The organism is Piscinibacter lacus (assembly GCF_016735685.1).
Lineage (GTDB): Bacteria > Pseudomonadota > Gammaproteobacteria > Burkholderiales > Burkholderiaceae_C > Aquariibacter > Aquariibacter lacus.
This window is the reverse complement of sequence record NZ_JAERRA010000001.1, coordinates 1742279-1757381: the sequence shown is the minus strand read 5'-3', so window position 1 is coordinate 1757381 and position 15103 is coordinate 1742279. Positions and strand designations below refer to the sequence as shown.

The 15103-nt window shown below is 64.6% G+C and carries 11 protein-coding genes; 10 read left to right on the top strand and 1 reads right to left on the bottom strand.

Annotated features, from left to right (window positions below):
• The first annotated feature begins 267 nt into the window (after positions 1 to 267).
• Positions 268 to 1881 (top strand): sensor domain-containing diguanylate cyclase, encoded by a 1614-nt coding sequence (locus JI742_RS07920; RefSeq protein WP_201825342.1) that lies wholly within the window; start codon positions 268 to 270, stop codon positions 1879 to 1881.
• Between the two features lie 45 nt (positions 1882 to 1926).
• On the opposite strand, the gene JI742_RS07915 is transcribed toward JI742_RS07920, so the two are convergent.
• Positions 1927 to 2163 carry a hypothetical protein gene (locus JI742_RS07915; protein WP_201825340.1) on the bottom strand — a complete coding sequence of 79 codons (237 nt, stop codon included), beginning with the start codon at positions 2161 to 2163 and terminating at the stop codon, positions 1927 to 1929.
• A 501-nt stretch (positions 2164 to 2664) separates the two neighbouring features.
• On the opposite strand from JI742_RS07915, the gene JI742_RS07910 reads away from it, so the two are divergent.
• The 9 genes from JI742_RS07910 to JI742_RS07870 all read left to right on the top strand — a co-directional run bounded on the left by JI742_RS07910 (position 2665) and on the right by JI742_RS07870 (position 15029).
• Complete coding sequence (locus JI742_RS07910; RefSeq protein ID WP_201825338.1) at positions 2665 to 3963, top strand: tyrosine-type recombinase/integrase; 1299 nt, start codon at positions 2665 to 2667, stop codon at positions 3961 to 3963.
• A 192-nt stretch (positions 3964 to 4155) separates the two neighbouring features.
• Positions 4156 to 4389: a helix-turn-helix transcriptional regulator gene (locus tag JI742_RS07905; RefSeq protein ID WP_201825336.1), complete on the top strand. Its 234-nt coding sequence runs from the start codon at positions 4156 to 4158 to the stop codon at positions 4387 to 4389.
• Between the two features lie 191 nt (positions 4390 to 4580).
• Complete coding sequence (locus JI742_RS07900) at positions 4581 to 5507, top strand: DUF7146 domain-containing protein (RefSeq protein WP_201825334.1); 927 nt, start codon at positions 4581 to 4583, stop codon at positions 5505 to 5507.
• Positions 5504 to 6727: an AAA family ATPase gene (locus tag JI742_RS07895; protein WP_201825332.1), complete on the top strand. Its 1224-nt coding sequence runs from the start codon at positions 5504 to 5506 to the stop codon at positions 6725 to 6727. The genes JI742_RS07900 and JI742_RS07895 overlap by 4 nt, the downstream gene beginning before the upstream one ends.
• Positions 6728 to 7387: 660 nt before the next feature.
• Positions 7388 to 7990, top strand: coding sequence for a DUF4236 domain-containing protein (locus JI742_RS07890; protein WP_201825330.1), 603 nt, complete (start codon positions 7388 to 7390; stop codon positions 7988 to 7990).
• Between the two features lie 334 nt (positions 7991 to 8324).
• Positions 8325 to 9317, top strand: coding sequence for a DUF932 domain-containing protein (locus JI742_RS07885; RefSeq protein ID WP_201825328.1), 993 nt, complete (start codon positions 8325 to 8327; stop codon positions 9315 to 9317).
• 230 nt (positions 9318 to 9547) lie between these two features.
• Positions 9548 to 11992 (top strand): N-6 DNA methylase, encoded by a 2445-nt coding sequence (locus JI742_RS07880; RefSeq protein ID WP_201825326.1) that lies wholly within the window; start codon positions 9548 to 9550, stop codon positions 11990 to 11992.
• Positions 11983 to 13155, top strand: a complete 1173-nt coding sequence (locus JI742_RS14130; protein WP_201825324.1) for a restriction endonuclease subunit S — start codon at positions 11983 to 11985, stop codon at positions 13153 to 13155. Before JI742_RS07880 ends, JI742_RS14130 begins: the two co-directional genes overlap by 10 nt.
• Entirely contained in the window at positions 13152 to 15029 is a 1878-nt protein-coding gene (locus JI742_RS07870) for a DUF262 domain-containing protein (RefSeq protein WP_201825322.1), read from the top strand. The genes JI742_RS14130 and JI742_RS07870 overlap by 4 nt, the downstream gene beginning before the upstream one ends.
• Positions 15030 to 15103 lie beyond the last annotated feature (74 nt).

Genomic DNA, 15103 nt, shown 5'->3' with positions numbered 1-15103 from the left:
CAGGCCGGCGCAGATCGAGAGGCCGCCGGCGGAAGGCGGATGCCACCCGCCGCCATTAGAGCCGAGGCCGGCCCGCCCCCGCGGTATGCGGGGCCAGGCGGGGAACGCGCGCAGGCGTGGACCCTCTCACGGGTCGGGCTCCGGCCGCGGCGCGCATAGCCCTTGCATCTTGTCCGGCGGGCACGGCCCCCGAACAATGATCGATTCGAAGCCCGCGGCGCCCCCGATCCGCCGGGCTCCACGCGGCCCGCAACCCCAAGAGGCCCCATGACCTGGCTGCACAGCGGCTTTCGCGGACGAACCCGGATCCTCTTCACCGGCCTGGCCCTGGCCATGCTTCTGCTGTTCACCGGCCTGCTGCATACGCTCTTGGTGCACCGGCTGCAGCGCACGGCCGAGTCCGAGCAGCAGGCCCTGCTCGACAAGATCGACCAGGCCCTGCGCCAGGCCGCCCAGGCTCGGCTGCAGGTGCTGGGGACGCTCGGCGATGCCGATACGCTGTGGAGCGGCGGACTCGACGGTCGCGAAGCCCAGGATCTCGTCGAGCGGTTGAACCGCAGCAGCCGCCATCCCGGCTGGCTGGGCGTGATCGACCTGCATGGCCGGGTGCGCGCCGCCACCCAGGGCCAGTTGATCGGCCACCGCCTGCGCGATGAAGCCTGGTTCTCCGCCGGCCTGCGCGGCGGCCGGCTTGAGCCGGTCGACGACCCGATCTTGCGCGCCTTGCGGCTCGGCCCGAACCACCACGCGCTGGCCTTCGTCGTGCCCATCCGCCGCGGTGGCGAGGTGCTGGGCCTGCTCGTGGAGCTGCGCGGCTGGGACTGGGCCGATGCCGCGATCGCCGGCGTGCTGCCCCCGCAGACCGAACACCCCGGCCTGAGCGTGATCCTGGGCGATGGACTGGGCCGTCCGCTTTATCACTGGCACGCGAAGCCGGCGGCCAGCCCCCGCAGCGGACCGCTCCTGCTCGAACGGAGCCGCTGGATCGGCCCGAACCAGGACCTCGACTGGACGCTGCTCCTTGAGCAACCCCGCCGCGGCGTGCACGCCAACGCCGATCAGCTCGGCAGCCTGGTGCTGCTGGCTGGTCTGATGTTCAGCCTGGTGCTGGTGGGGGGCATCTGGTGGAGCAGCGCCCGGCTGGCGCGACCGGTGGAACGCATCGCCGCGGCCGCGCAACGCATCGCCGAAGGCCATCTCGACACCGCCATCCCGCAGTTCGACGGCGGCAGCACCGAGTTCCGCGCGATGTCGCGCGCCATCGCCACCATGAGCCAGCGCCTGATCGAGGCGCGCCGCATGCTGGAGGAGGAAGTCCGAGCCCGCACCACCGAACTGGAAGATGCCAACACCCGCCTGGCCCATCTGGCCGACACCGACCAGCTCACCGGCCTGCTCAACCGCCGCGGGCTGGAGCCGCGCCTGGACCATGCCCTGGCCCTGGCACGCCGCCAGCATCGGCCGCTGAGCCTGCTGACCCTGGACATCGACCACTTCAAGGCCGTCAACGACCAGCACGGCCACGCCGCCGGAGATGCCGTGCTGCGCGGGCTGGGCCACTGGCTGGGCCAGCGCCTGCGCAGCACCGACTTCTGCGCACGCACGGGCGGCGAGGAGTTCGTGCTCGTGCTGATCGACAGCCCCGCGCCGGCCGCCGAAGCGCTGGCGCGGCTGCTCGTGCGGGAGATCGCCGCGCTCGAAATGCCCGCTGTCGGCGGCATCACCGTCAGCATCGGCCTGGCCGAAAGCCAGCACACGCCCGGCGACAGCGCAGCCCTGATGCAAGCCGCCGACGAGGCCCTGTACGCGGCGAAACGGACCGGCCGGAACCGGGTGGTCGGCGTTCCAAAGCCTCCGCCGGGGGCCGGGGCGAGGGGCTAGCTAGCTAGACCGCAACGTCCTTCAGGGCAAGGTCGCGCAGCAAGCTCACCAAGGCAAACCGCTGTCCTTGATGATCTTTGCGGTGTCTTGCAAATCCAGCTTCAGCGCCAGGTCGCGACGATTCTCAATCGTCTTCTGGATCAGGAAAGGGGCCAGCTTGGCCTTGGCCGCCCGGGCCTTGGGATCGTCGGGGTTATTCGACAGGATCTTGTTCAAGGCCTCGAACTCCTTGATCAGCCGGTCGAGGTCCTTGTGGAAGGCGTCGATGTACTTGTGACCCATGGCACGCTCCGGGGAAAGGGTGGCGACGCCGGATCCTCAGTGCCGGTTCGGACGCCGGCATCAGGGTTGCTCAGCAGCCGCTCGGACGGATGCGAGGGTGGGTGCGGGCCAGCGCTGCGGGCAAGGCCCGGTTGCCGTCTTGGGGCGAGGGCTGCCTGGCGCGCCGGGAATCTGCCACCAGCTCGTCCCGATTTTTGCCCCCGTTGTCGCCCCCAGTCGCCCTGTCCTTCAAGGGCTCCCTCCAGACGTCGCTGGAAACTAAAAAGCCCCGGAGCATTGACTGCTCCAGGGCTTTTGGGTCTTGCGGGATGTCCTCGGACATCAACTTGGCGGAGAGGGTGTCCGCCATTCGTATGCATCCGCGCTCACCAGGACGCATCGCCGTCTGCCTGTCTCTCCTATGAAGAGAGGGTTCGGTCGTAACATCCAGCATCACTGGATGCCTCCCCACCTCCCATTTGATGGGGGGTTGGATGGGGGGTACGGCGGGGAGATGTAGCGATGCCCAAGATGGCGAGGGAACTTTATGCGGTCGACCTCAAGCGTCTGACCAAGCCGGGACGGCACTTGGTCGGCGTCGTACCGGGTTTGGCGCTTCAGGTGGCAGAGACCGGGGCGCGGTCGTGGGTGTTGCGGATCATGGTCGGCGCCCGCCGCAGAGAAATCGGACTTGGGAGCTTCCCGGCCGTGACGCTGGCCATGGCCCGACAACGAGCAGCCGTTGAGCGCGACAAGGTTCGGCAAGGCTATGATCCCGTCGAAGAGCGCAGAGTCAGCCAGCAGGCCCTGAGAGCTCAACAGTTGGCCTCCATCAGCTTTCAGGAAGCGGCGACTCAGTTCATCGAGAGCCGGCGCGGCGCTTGGCGGAATGCAAAGAGCGAGAGGCAGTGGACGTCTTCCCTGACGCAGTACGCCTATCCCTTGATCGGCTCGCTGAATGTCGGTCAGATCAGTCGCCCGCACATTCTTGCTGTGCTTGAACAGGCGGTGCCGGTGTCTCGACGTGCTTCGGAAGGATACAAGGGTACCGGCAGGCTTTGGGAGGCCCGTGCGGAAACCGCATCCCGACTTCGCGGGCGCATGGAATCCATACTTGATTGGTGCAAGGGTCGCGGCTACTGCTCGGGCGACAACCCTGCCGCCTGGGATGGCAATCTAGCTGCCGTGCTGCCTGACCCAACCAAAATGAAACGGGTTACGCATCATCCGGCCGTCGCATTGAGTGATCTGCCAAGATTCTGGAACGATCTTGGTAAATGCGAAGGAATTGCGGCGCGAGCGCTGGAGTTCTTGACCCTCACAGCGGCCCGATCAGGAGAAGTTCGCGGCATGCTGTGGACTGAGGTCAGCGGACTGAGCGCTAGCGGTGCGATGTGGATCATCCCAGCATCGAGGATGAAAGCGGGGCGCGAGCACCGGGTACCGCTGTCCAAAGCTGCTCGGGACTTGCTCAACAGCCTGCCCAGATTCGAGGGCTGCGACCTCGTGTTCCCAGGGATGCGAGGAGGCCCGCTGTCCGACATGAGTCTATCGGCCGTCATGCGGCGCATGGGACGCGTCGAGGTGCCACACGGACTTCGCTCGAGCTTCAGGGATTGGGTAGCCGAGCGCACAACGTACCCGGGTGAACTTGCCGAGACCGCCCTTGCCCACAGCCTGAGCAGCAAAGTGGAGGCAGCGTACCGGCGAATGGACATGCTGGAAAAGCGCAGGGCCATGATGGAAGACTGGGCTACACACCTTGTTAGCGACACCCCCGTGGACATCATGTTGGCTAATAGCAAAATCACTTCTAGCTAGTCAACACAGTTTCTCGGGCTTACAAAGGCGCATTTCAATGGTCTTGGAAGGCGGCGTCACGAGTCGACCTGCCCAAACTTCTTGACCAAGAAGCCCCACCAAGTACAAGGCTTCTCTGCGCTCCCGACGTGTTGTGTTGATTTTTTGTTTTTCCCTAAATGATCATGTCGCACCTTGTCCCCAGGAGTGCGAATGGGTCAGCCCCAAAAATTCCTTCGAGCTCGCGAACTCTTCACTTCCCTCCGCCCAAGCAGAGGTAAGCCACACATCGGCCGTCTGCCGTTCACACCCAACACCGGCTGGCGATATGTCAGGCAGGGCACGTTCCCGGCGCCCGTCAAGCTCGGACCGGGCATCACGGCCTGGCGACTCTCCGACATCGAAGCGTGGGAGGCTCAACAGGCGAACAAGAAGGGGGCAACGTGAAACGACCTTCCCCCTTCAACGACTGCATGGGCAGCGAGAAGCCCGATGCATGGGCGAGTACGCAATCGCCATTGCACCCAAGCAGCCAGCGGCCAGCCGGCCACTGCAAAAGAGCGTCAGGCCTCGGCGGTAGCCTCAGTGTAAGGACGACTTGGGCCTCGGGGCTGCTGGCTGTGCCGCTTGATGAGGCCATGCACAGCTTCCGCTGCGCGATTCATGCCCAGCTCGGCTTTGCCCCTGAGGTGATTGAGCTTGGCCGTATCGGTCGTTTCAGCACGACGGACCGTGCCCGCGACAAAGCTGGCTGGTATCGGGTGATCAACAGCGGGCGCGCGGGTGTGTTCGGTGACTTTCGCCGGAACGTGTCTTCGTTCTGGACCCTGGGGCGGCGTGAAGCGATGACGCCAATCGAGCGGTCCATCATGGTCCGGTCGCTGGCGTTGATGCGAGCCAAGCGGGATGCTGAACGGCGCCACCAGTGGAACCGCAACGCCCAGCGCAACTTGCTGCTGTGGGCCCAGACCCTGCCCCTGACCGGCCATGATCCTGCGTCGCGGTACTTGGAGAGCCGCGGCCTTGCTGGACCCGTGCCGCAGCAACTGCGCGTGCACCCAAGCTTGACCTATTGGGAGGATGGTGACCGCAGCAAGTGGCCTGCGATGGTGGCGCCACTGCTCGCGCCCGATGGACGCATGCTGGCACTGCACCGCACTTACCTCACAGCAGACGGCCGCAAGGCTCCGGTAAGCGCCGTGAAAAAGCTAACTGAAGCGAGCGGGCCCCTGGCAGGCGCCTGTATTCCCCTGCATGCGCCAGAGCGCGGCGTGATCGGCATTGCGGAGGGCATCGAGACCGCTCAGGCTGCTCACTTGGCTTCGGGCTTACCCACCGTGGCCGCCTATTGCGCGAGCAACCTGGCCGCCTACATCTGGCCACCGGCTACGCGCCGCATCGTGGTGTTCGCGGATGCCGATGCAGCGGGTACTACCGCCACGCAGACATTGAAAGCGCGGGCCGTGCGTGCGGGGTTGGATGTGAAGGTGCTGACCCCCTCCACGCCCGGCATGGACTGGTGTGACGTGTGGGCGGCGCGCACTCTGACGGAGGTATCAGCATGAGCGGCGCCGTGTTGAGAGACCTGCAGCTCGCCCAGCAAGCTCTGCCTAGCGTCAGACTCCTGCGCGGTGATTCGGTAGCCCTCGAGCCAGTGAGGTGGCTCTGGGATGGATACATCCCCGCCGGGATGTTGACGATCCTGGGCGGCGCTCCCGGTTGCGGCAAGACCACCCTCGCGCTGGCGGTGGCTGCCGTGGTGACTCGTGCTGGGCGTTGGCCCGATGGCACGCAGTGCAGCCAGCCCGGGGAAGTCATCATCTGGAGCGGCGAAGACCCTCCCACCGTGACCGCAGCCCGGCTGATGGCAGCAGGCGCTGACATGGAGCAGGTGCATTTTGTTGAAGGCATGAGCGACGGTCAGGCCTTTGATCCTGGCCGGGACATGCCCTTCCTTGAAGCTACGGCCGAAGGTTTGGCAGCGCCGCGTCTGCTGATCTTGGACCCCATCGTGTCGGCTGTGGCTGGCGACTCTCACAAAGGAGCCGAGGTGCGGCGCTCACTGCAGCCGGTGGTGGACCTCGCACGGCGGCTGGGCTGCGCAGTGCTGGGCATCACGCACTTCAGCAAAGGTACCAGCGGTCGTGACCCAGTGGAGCGGGTGACAGGCAGCATCGCCTTCGCAGCGCTTGCGCGGGTGGTACTGGTCGTCGCCAAGGAGCAGGCTGATGAAGGGGATGAATCCCGGCGCGTTCTTGTCCGTGCGAAGTCCAATGTTGGTCCAGATGACGGAGGCTTCGCGTACTCGCTTGACCGATTGGAGGTGGCGCCCGGGGTTGAAGGTCAGCGGGTGGTGTGGCTTGAGCCCTTGAAGGGATCGGCGCGCGATGTAGTCGCCGAGGCAGAGGCCAATCCGGAGGGCGACGAGGAAGCATCGGCGCTTGAAGAATCGATGCAGTTCCTCCGGTCCGAGTTGCGGGAAGGCCCGAAGCCAGCCAGGACCATCTTCAAGGAGGCCCGAGACGCGGGACACAGTGAACGTACCGTCAAGCGGGCCAAAGCCAAGTTGCAAGTCGAGTCGATCAAGCGCGAATCGAGCTGGATGTGGGTTCTGCCTGCGAAGGGGGCCAAGGGGGCCAACAGTGCCAACGATTCCGAAGGTCTCACGGATGGCCTTCTTGGGCAAGAAGCCAAGGGTGCCAGCGACTCATCACTTGGAAACCTTGGCCCCCTTGGCTCCCTTGGCACTCTTGACCCCCTTGCCGATGACGGGGAGGTCTTCTGATGGGCGCCCCGGATCTCATGAAGTCCCTGCGCAGCGCTGGCCTGGTGCTGACACTCATGCCAGACGGCAGACTGCATGTCGCACCCCGCGCCGCGCTGACCGAAGAGCTCCGCAGGGCCATCCGCACCCATCAACCAGACCTCGTTCAGACTCTCAAAGCGGAGAGCAAGCCACCAGTCCTTCGGCGCAGTGGAAACCCGCTCCTGACTCCCGAGCAGGGTGATGCCTGCCATGCTGATGGCTGGGACCTGGCGGAAATCGGTGCATTCGAAGCTCGGCAAGCCCACTTCGCCCGGATCCGGTCGGTTGGCGAGGCCGAGAACCTTGCTGAGTGGCTAACCCTGCGAGACCGTGGCGGCGACGATCGGCGTCTGTGCCTAGAGTGTGCGGCGCTGACCCAGCGCGGGCGCTGCATGGCAGCGGCACGAGGTCGACTTGAGGGAACTGACCTCCGGTACGAGCCGGTACCCGATTTGCTGCGCCGCTGCCAGGGATTCACGTTAGCGCCGGGTCTGGTGTGAATTGCGCTGGAGATTCGGCGGATCGGTCTGGCCTGATCCGCCAGGGACGGCCCAGGGTGCCAGCCGGCGCCAGGCTCACCCCGTGGGCCACCCCGCCGGCAAACTGGCTCCTCCTCCACCGCGTCACCGCCACACGACCATGGGCTTTCGCTTCTACAAGTCCTTCCCCATCGGCAAGCTGCTGCGGGTCAATGTGAGCAAGTCCGGGCTGAGCCTGGGCATCGGACCGCCAGGGTTGAACCTCAACATCGGCAGGCGCGGAATGCGTCGCACCGTGGGCATACCGGGCTCGGGACTGTCCTGGCAGGACAGCCGATCATGGAAGACGCTGGGGGCCAAGCCAAACACTGATCCACAGCCGGGGCGGCAAGGTGCCGCTGCAGGCAGTGGTGGGGTGATATTGGGCGTGTTGCTGTTCCTGGTGCTGGGGGCTTGGCTGCTCTTGCGATCACCTACGCCACCAGCCCCTGTGCCCGCCGTGCCTTGGACGGCGCGGATCGATGCCCATCCACCCAAACCCCCCGAAGTACGCGCCCTCGCCCGCGCCGAGCTGCATGAGCTTCAGCGCCTGCTGAACCAGCTTGGACACCCAGCCGGGCAGCCCGATGGGTTGGAGGGGCCCAGGACGCGGGCGGCGGTGCGCAGCTTTCTGCGCCAGCATGGCCTGGAGCGGGCCGAGGAACTGGACACAGACCTGTTGAGGCGTGTGAGGGCCGCGACGCGCGCCAAGGCTACGCACTGAGTTACCGCAAGGTCAACCCATATGGCGGTTCACAGGCGTCCCAGGAGGTCGCCCGACTTAACCCAAGAGGCCTCCGCGATTCCAGGAGCTGTTCAAAGGTAAGTCAAACCCGCCTTAAGGGGGAGGCTCCGGCTTCGGAACCGGCTCACCCCGTGAGCCTCCTGCCCTTCATCCTAGCGGTCCGCAACCCTAAGCCGCACGGGATCGCAGCCACCTCAACACAATCCAAATCGACAGACCCCTCTCTGGGTAGATCAACTAAATCAGTCTTGGTATACGCTTTACGGGCCTTACGGTCGGCCAGCAACTTTGAAATCCCTGTGGAGACAGCCTAATGAGTCACGATCTGGACCACACCACCGGCGAGGCTGCGATGGCCTACATCGGCGAAACGCCGTGGCATGGGCTGGGCGAAAAGCTGCCGCCAGACCAGCCCATTGAGATTTGGCTCAAGGCGGCGAAACTTGAGTGGCACCTAGAACGGTTGCCCGTTCAGTATCTCGTGGACGGGAAGATCCGCACCATGCCCGACCGCTTCGTGCTGGCGCGAAGCGACACACGCGATGCGCTTTCGGTGGTTTCTGGCGATTACCAGTTGGTGCAACCCAAGGAAGTGCTGGAGTTCTACCGTGATCTTGTGTCTGATTTTGGATACAAACTTGAGACGGCGGGAGCGCTCCATGGTGGCCGCAAGGTATGGACCCTTGCCAGCACGGGGGTGACCGACCATGTTGGCGATCGCCATCTTGACCCGGTCAAGATGTACGTGCTGCTGGCGACTTCTTGCGACAAGACATTAGCCACAACGGTGGCCTTCACAAGCGTTCGCGTCGTCTGCCAAAACACACTGTTCTTCGCGCTCAGAGACGTCAAAAGTGAGGGACGGAAGAGCATCAAGGTGCCGCACAACCGGCGCTTTGATAAGCAAGGCGTGAAAGAACGCCTTGGCCTGATCGACGTCTCCTGGTCGAAGTTCTTGCAGCAAGTGCGCGCCGCTGCTGACTACAAGCTGGAAGACGCCAAGGTGTCGGAGTTTTTTGACCGTGTGCTGGGTCGCAAGCTGCCGCAGCCCTTGAACCCCAAGGCCGAGCGCGAACACACCGCCATGATGTCGCTGTACCGGTCGGCGCCCGGCCAGGACGTTGACACCGCCAAGGGCACCCTGTGGGGTGCCGTCAACGCCGTCACCTATTACGCAGACCATGTGCGAGCAGGGGGCATGACGGAGCGCTTGGACAGCGCCTGGTTCGGCGCCGGCAACGCACTGAAAGAAAGTGCCTGGGCCGAAGCCGAGCATCTGCTGGGCACGAGCAAAGCCGCAGCATGATGCGCATCCGCCCCACGCAATCGGTGCAATCGCCATGCCGCGCGCATAGGCGGACTCGGCTTCATCGAGCGAAGGGCCTCACCGACCCGCTGGATGTGCCGTGGACCCACGATCTGCTGGCTATGCCGCACGAGGACCACGGTGCCTTGACGGTCCGCTTCACACCCTTGGCCAACACCGTAACCGTCTCTACGCGCCCAACCGCAATCCCCACTCCCTGACCCCCACCCATGGCCCTCAAGAAATCCGATCTCTACGCGTCCCTATGGGCGAGTTGCGACGCGCTGCGCGGCGGAATGGACGCCAGCCAGTACAAGGACTACGTCCTGTTCATGCTGTTCATCAAGTACGTCAGCGACAAGTACGCCGACAGTGACGACTTCGCCCCGCCGGTGGTCATCCCCCGGGGCGCCAGCTTCAAGGACATGGTGGCCTTGAAGGGCAAGGCCGACATCGGCGACAAGATCAACACCCAGGTCGTCCAGCCGCTGATCGACGCCAACAGCCGCCTGGCGCGCAGCGACTTCCCGGACTTCAACGACCCCAACAAGCTGGGTGAAGGCTCGGCGATGGTCGAGCGGCTGAGCAACCTCATCGGCATCTTCCAGAAGCCCGAACTCGACTTCTCGGGCCACCGCGCTGACAACGACGACCTGCTGGGCGACGCCTACGAGTACCTGATGCGCCACTTCGCCACCGAAAGTGGCAAGAGCAAAGGCCAGTTCTACACGCCGTCGGAAGTCAGCCGCGTCATCGCCAAGGTGCTGGGCATCGGCCCGCACAACGCCCGGGCCTCGACCACCGCCTACGACCCCACCTGCGGATCGGGCTCGCTCCTGCTGAAGGTGGCGGCCCAGGCCGGCACGCACATCACCCTGGAAGGGCAGGAGGTGGACGTGACCACCGCCGGCTTGGCCCGGATGAACATGATCCTGCACGACTTCCCCACCGCCAGCATCCTGAGCGGCAACACGCTGGCCGAGCCGAAGTTCAGAGACGGCCATCAACTGCGCACCTACGACTATGTGGTGGCCAACCCGCCCTTCTCGCTCAAGACCTGGACCACCGGCCTGACCCCCGCCAACGACCCCTGGCAGCGCTTCACCTGGGGTGAGCCGCCGGCCAAGCAGGGCGACTACGCCTTCCTGCTGCACATCATCCGGTCCATGAAGGGCACCGGCCAGGGTGCTTGCATCCTGCCGCACGGCGTGCTTTTCCGCGGCAATGCCGAAGCGGCCATCCGCAGGCAGTTGGTCCAGTCCGGCATCCTGAAGGGCATCATTGGCTTGCCGGCCAACCTGTTCTACGGCACCGGCATCCCTGCCTGCATCCTGGTGCTGGACAAGGCCGATGCGGCAGCCCGCGCGGCGGCGGGCGCCGGCATCTTCATGGTCGATGCCAGCAAGGGCTTCCTCAAGGACGGCAACAAGAACCGCCTGCGTGAACAGGACATCCACCGCATCGTCGACACCTTCCAGCGCCAGGCCGACGTGCCCCGCTACGCCCGCCGGGTGCCGCTGGACGAGATCGCCGACCCGAAGAACGACTTCAACCTCAACCTGCCCCGCTACATCGACAGCAGCGAGCCCGAAGACCTGCACGATCTCACCGCCCACCTCCGCGGTGGCATCCCGGCGCGCGACCTGGACGATCCCGCCAGCCCGCTGGCGCCCTACTGGCAGGTGCTGCCCGGGGTGCGCCAAGGCTTCTTTGAGTCGGCCGGCCATGCGGGCTACGTGCAGTTGAAGCTGCCACTGCCCGAGCTGAAGGCCGCCATCCTCGGCCATGACGAGTTCCAGGCCTTCAACGGAAAGGCCACGCAGCGCTTCGCCGGCTGGCGCGCCGCAGCGACGAAGCGCCTGCAAGCCTTCGGCACCGCCGGCCACCCCAAGGCACTGATCGAGACGCTGGCCGAAGAACTGCTGGCCGTCTTCGCCGACGTGCCGCTGATCGACGCCTACGACGTCTACCAGCACCTGATGGACTACTGGGCCGCGACGATGCAGGACGACGCCTATCTGATCGCCGCGGACGGCTGGGTGGCCAAGACCAGCCGCATCCTGGAGACGGACAAGAAGGGCAAGACCAAGGACCGTGGCTGGACCTGCGAACTGATTCCCAAGCCCTTGATCGTGGCCCGCTACTTCGCCAAGGAGCAGGCCGCGCTGGACGCGCTGCAGGCCGAGCTGGACGCGGCGGTGGTCAGCCAGACCGAGCTGGAGGAAGAGCAAGGCGGCGAGGACGGCATCTTCAACGGCTACGACAGCATCACGGCCGTGGCGGTGAAGGACCGCATCCGCGAGATCGGCAATGACCGCGATGGCGCCGATGAGTTGAAGCTACTCAAGCAGTGGCTGGACCTGGGCAACCGCATCGCCGCGCTGAAGAAGCAGATCCGCGACGGTGAGGCGGCGCTGGACACCCTGGCCTACGAGAAGTACCCAGCGCTGACTCAGACTGACATCCAGTCGCTGGTGATTGACGATAAGTGGATGGCGACGCTGGCTGGCACCGTGCTAGGCGAACTCGATCGCGTGTCGCAAACGCTGACCGGCCGCCTCAGCGAATTGACTGAACGCTACGCGACGCCACTTCCCCAGCTCACCGACGACGTGGTGGCGATCGCTGCCAGAGTGGAAGGACACCTCGCGAAGATGGGGGTGTCGTGGAAGTGAGAGCCGGCTACAAGCAGACGGAGGCCGGGGTGATTCCCGAGGACTGGCGCTTGTCGTCTATGGGCGATGAGGCCGAGCTTTTGACGGGCTTTCCGTTCCCAAGCTCAGGGTTCACCAAGTCTGGCGTCCGCCTTCTGCGGGGGTCCAATGTCAAACGTGGCGCGGTCGACTGGTCGACCGACATCACTCAATACTGGCCTGCTATCGGCGCGAAGACTCAGGCGTATCAATTGCGTGCCGGCGATCTGGTAATCGCAATGGACGGCGCCTTGGTCGGCAGGAGTTTTGCCACGATTGGCGCTGCCGACCTGCCCGCGCTACTCGTTCAACGTGTCGCGCGGCTGCGCTCCAAGAAGTCGGTACAGGGTCTACTACGCGCTTGGGTGGCAAGCGACTTCTTTGTAAGACATGTCGACTTGGTGAAGACGCACACGGCGATTCCTCACATCAGCCCCAAGGACATACGTCAGTTTGCTGTTGTCGTTCCAAGCGCCAAGGCCGAACAGGATGCCATTGCAGAGGCTCTGAGTGACCTGGACGCACTGCTGGCCGGGCTGGACCGCCTTATCGCCAAGAAGCGCGACCTCAAGCAGGCCGCCATGCAGCAACTCCTCACTGGCCAGACCCGACTTCCGGGATTTCAGGGCGAGTGGGAGGTGAAGCGGCTGGGTGAAATGCTCACCATCTGCCACGGCAGGAACCAGCACGAAGTGGAGCGCCCTGGAGGTTTGTATCCAATCCTCGCGACAGGCGGCCAGATCGGCACTGCCTCTCAGGCGCTCTACGACAAGCCGTCGGTACTGATCGGCCGAAAGGGAACGATCAATCAGCCGCGGTACATGGATACACCGTTCTGGACCGTGGACACGCTTTTCTATTCCGCAATGAAGGGCGACAACAATGCCAAGTTTCTCTACTACCGCTTCTGCCTGATTGACTGGATGCAATACAACGAGGCGTCAGGCGTTCCGAGCCTGAATGCGCGGACGATCGAGAACGTCGAAGTCCTGGCACCGGTGCCCGCGGAGCAGTTCGCCATTGCCGCCGTCCTCACCGACATGGACGCGGAACTTGCGGCTCTTGAAGCCCGCCGTGACAAGACCCGCGCGCTTAAGCAAGGGATGATGCAAGAACTCCTGACCGGAAGAACCCGCCTGGTATGAGCGCCATCACTCCGCATTACCGCAGCGTGCAGCAGTTGCTGCAAAGCCAGTCCTTCTCCATCGACGAGTACCAGCGAGAGTACAAGTGGGAGAAGGACAACATCGACGAACTGCTTTCGGACCTGCAGGCCAAGTTCTTCGCCCACTTCAAGCCCGGCGACGAGACCCCCGCCGTCAGCGGATACGGTGAGTATTTTCTCGGCTCTATCATCGTCAGCAAGCGCAACGGAAAGAACTACCTGATCGACGGCCAGCAGCGGGTGACCTCGCTGACGCTGCTGCTGATCTGCTTGTACCGCGCTGCGCAGGCGCAAGCCTTGCCCGTGGTGCAGACCCTGGCCCCGCTGATCTTCAGCGACAACCTGGGCCAGCCCAAGTTCAACCTCGACATCCCGGAGCGGCTGCCCGTCATCCAGGCCCTGTTCGAGGGCCAGGCCTTCAACCCGGATGGCAAGGACGAGTCCATCCAGACGATGTACGCCCGCTACCGCGACATCGAGGACAACGACCTGATGGCCGAGTTGGGCCAGGTGGGTGCGCTGCCGCACTTCATCTACTGGCTGCTCACGCGGGTGGGCCTGATCGAGATCGCCACCGACAACGACAGTTACGCCTACGCGATCTTCGAGACCATGAATGACCGGGGCAAGCCGCTCAGCCCCGTGGACATGCTCAAGGCCTACCTGTTGGCTCCCATCGAGGAGCCGGCGGCCCGGCAGAAGGCCAACCAGACCTGGAAGCACGAGGTGTTGGAGCTCATTTCGTGGGGCGGCGAGCACGAGCCCGAGCGCGATGCCAACTGCATCAAGGCCTGGCTGCGGGCCCAGCACGCCGAGACCATCCGCGAGCGCAAGGCCGGTGCGGTGGACAAGGACTGGGAGCTCATCGGCACCGTGTTCCACCGCTGGGTGCGCGACCAGAGCGAGCGCCTTGGCCTGGGCAAGGCGCAGGCCAACCTGCGCATGATGGCCGAGGGCTTTCCGTTCTTCGCCAGAGCCTACCGGCGGATCATGAACGCCAGCCGGCACTACACGCCGGGCCTGGAGGCGCTGTACTACAACGCCCACAACGACTTCACTTGGCAGGCCACCGTGCTGCTCGCGCCGCTGGTGGAAACCGACGACGATGAGACTGTGCGGCGCAAGCTGGCTGTGACGGCCACCTACCTTGACATCTGGGTGATGAGGCGGGCAGTGAACTACATCCGCGTCGGCTACTCCAGCGTCTCGTATGCCATGTGGCTGCTGTGCCGCGACATCCGCCGCAAGCCGCTGGCGGACCTGGTGGCCGCGCTGGAGCAGCGGTTGGCGGAGGACGAGGTGACGTTTGCCGGCAGCTCGGCCAAGGGACGCACCGGAATCCAGGGCCTCGGTCTCAACCAGTTCAGCCGGCGCTACATCGGCCACCTGCTGGCCCGCATCACCGAGTTCACCGAGCGCGGCGCCGGGCGCACCGAATCCTTCGACAAGCTGGTGAACAGGGAGGTCAAGAACCCCTTCGACATTGAGCACATTTGGGCCGACGACTTTGAGGCGGTGAAGTCGCAGTTCGCCGACGAGGCCGAGTTCGCAGACTGGCGCAACCACGTGGCCTCGTTGCTGTTGCTGCCGGCCGATGTGAACCGAAGCCTGCAGGACAAGCCTTTCGACCAGAAGCGTGCGCACTACGCCAAACAGAATTTCTACGCGGCCAGCTTGGACGCCAGCGCGTATCAACACCAGCCGCAGTTCCAGCAGTTCGCAGAGACGCATAAGCTGCCATTCAAGCCCTTCCAGACATTCACCAAGGACGAGCAACTTGCTCGGCGTGCGCTGGTGGAGGCGCTAGTGGAAAGGGTGTGGTCGCCGCAGCGATTGCAGGAAGCCGCATCGTGACGGGTGCCAAAGCGGCGAGGGCGGAAGCGCCTTCCGGGATCGATCACCGGCTGACTGAGCACACTCGTATGTAC

Excerpts from the sequence above, each read along its gene's own strand:
- JI742_RS07890 (WP_201825330.1), top strand. The coding sequence starts at position 7,388 with ATGGGCTTTCGCTTCTACAAGTCCTTCCCCATCGGCAAGCTGCTGCGG.
- JI742_RS07905 (WP_201825336.1), top strand. The coding sequence starts at position 4,156 with ATGGGTCAGCCCCAAAAATTCCTTCGAGCTCGCGAACTCTTCACTTCC.
- JI742_RS07885 (WP_201825328.1), top strand. The coding sequence starts at position 8,325 with ATGAGTCACGATCTGGACCACACCACCGGCGAGGCTGCGATGGCCTAC.
- JI742_RS07910 (WP_201825338.1), top strand. The coding sequence starts at position 2,665 with ATGCCCAAGATGGCGAGGGAACTTTATGCGGTCGACCTCAAGCGTCTG.
- JI742_RS07870 (WP_201825322.1), top strand. The coding sequence starts at position 13,152 with ATGAGCGCCATCACTCCGCATTACCGCAGCGTGCAGCAGTTGCTGCAA.
- JI742_RS07920 (WP_201825342.1), top strand. The coding sequence starts at position 268 with ATGACCTGGCTGCACAGCGGCTTTCGCGGACGAACCCGGATCCTCTTC.
- JI742_RS07915 (WP_201825340.1), bottom strand. The coding sequence starts at position 2,163 with ATGGGTCACAAGTACATCGACGCCTTCCACAAGGACCTCGACCGGCTG.
- JI742_RS07900 (WP_201825334.1), top strand. The coding sequence starts at position 4,581 with ATGCACAGCTTCCGCTGCGCGATTCATGCCCAGCTCGGCTTTGCCCCT.
- JI742_RS07895 (WP_201825332.1), top strand. The coding sequence starts at position 5,504 with ATGAGCGGCGCCGTGTTGAGAGACCTGCAGCTCGCCCAGCAAGCTCTG.
- JI742_RS07880 (WP_201825326.1), top strand. The coding sequence starts at position 9,548 with ATGGCCCTCAAGAAATCCGATCTCTACGCGTCCCTATGGGCGAGTTGC.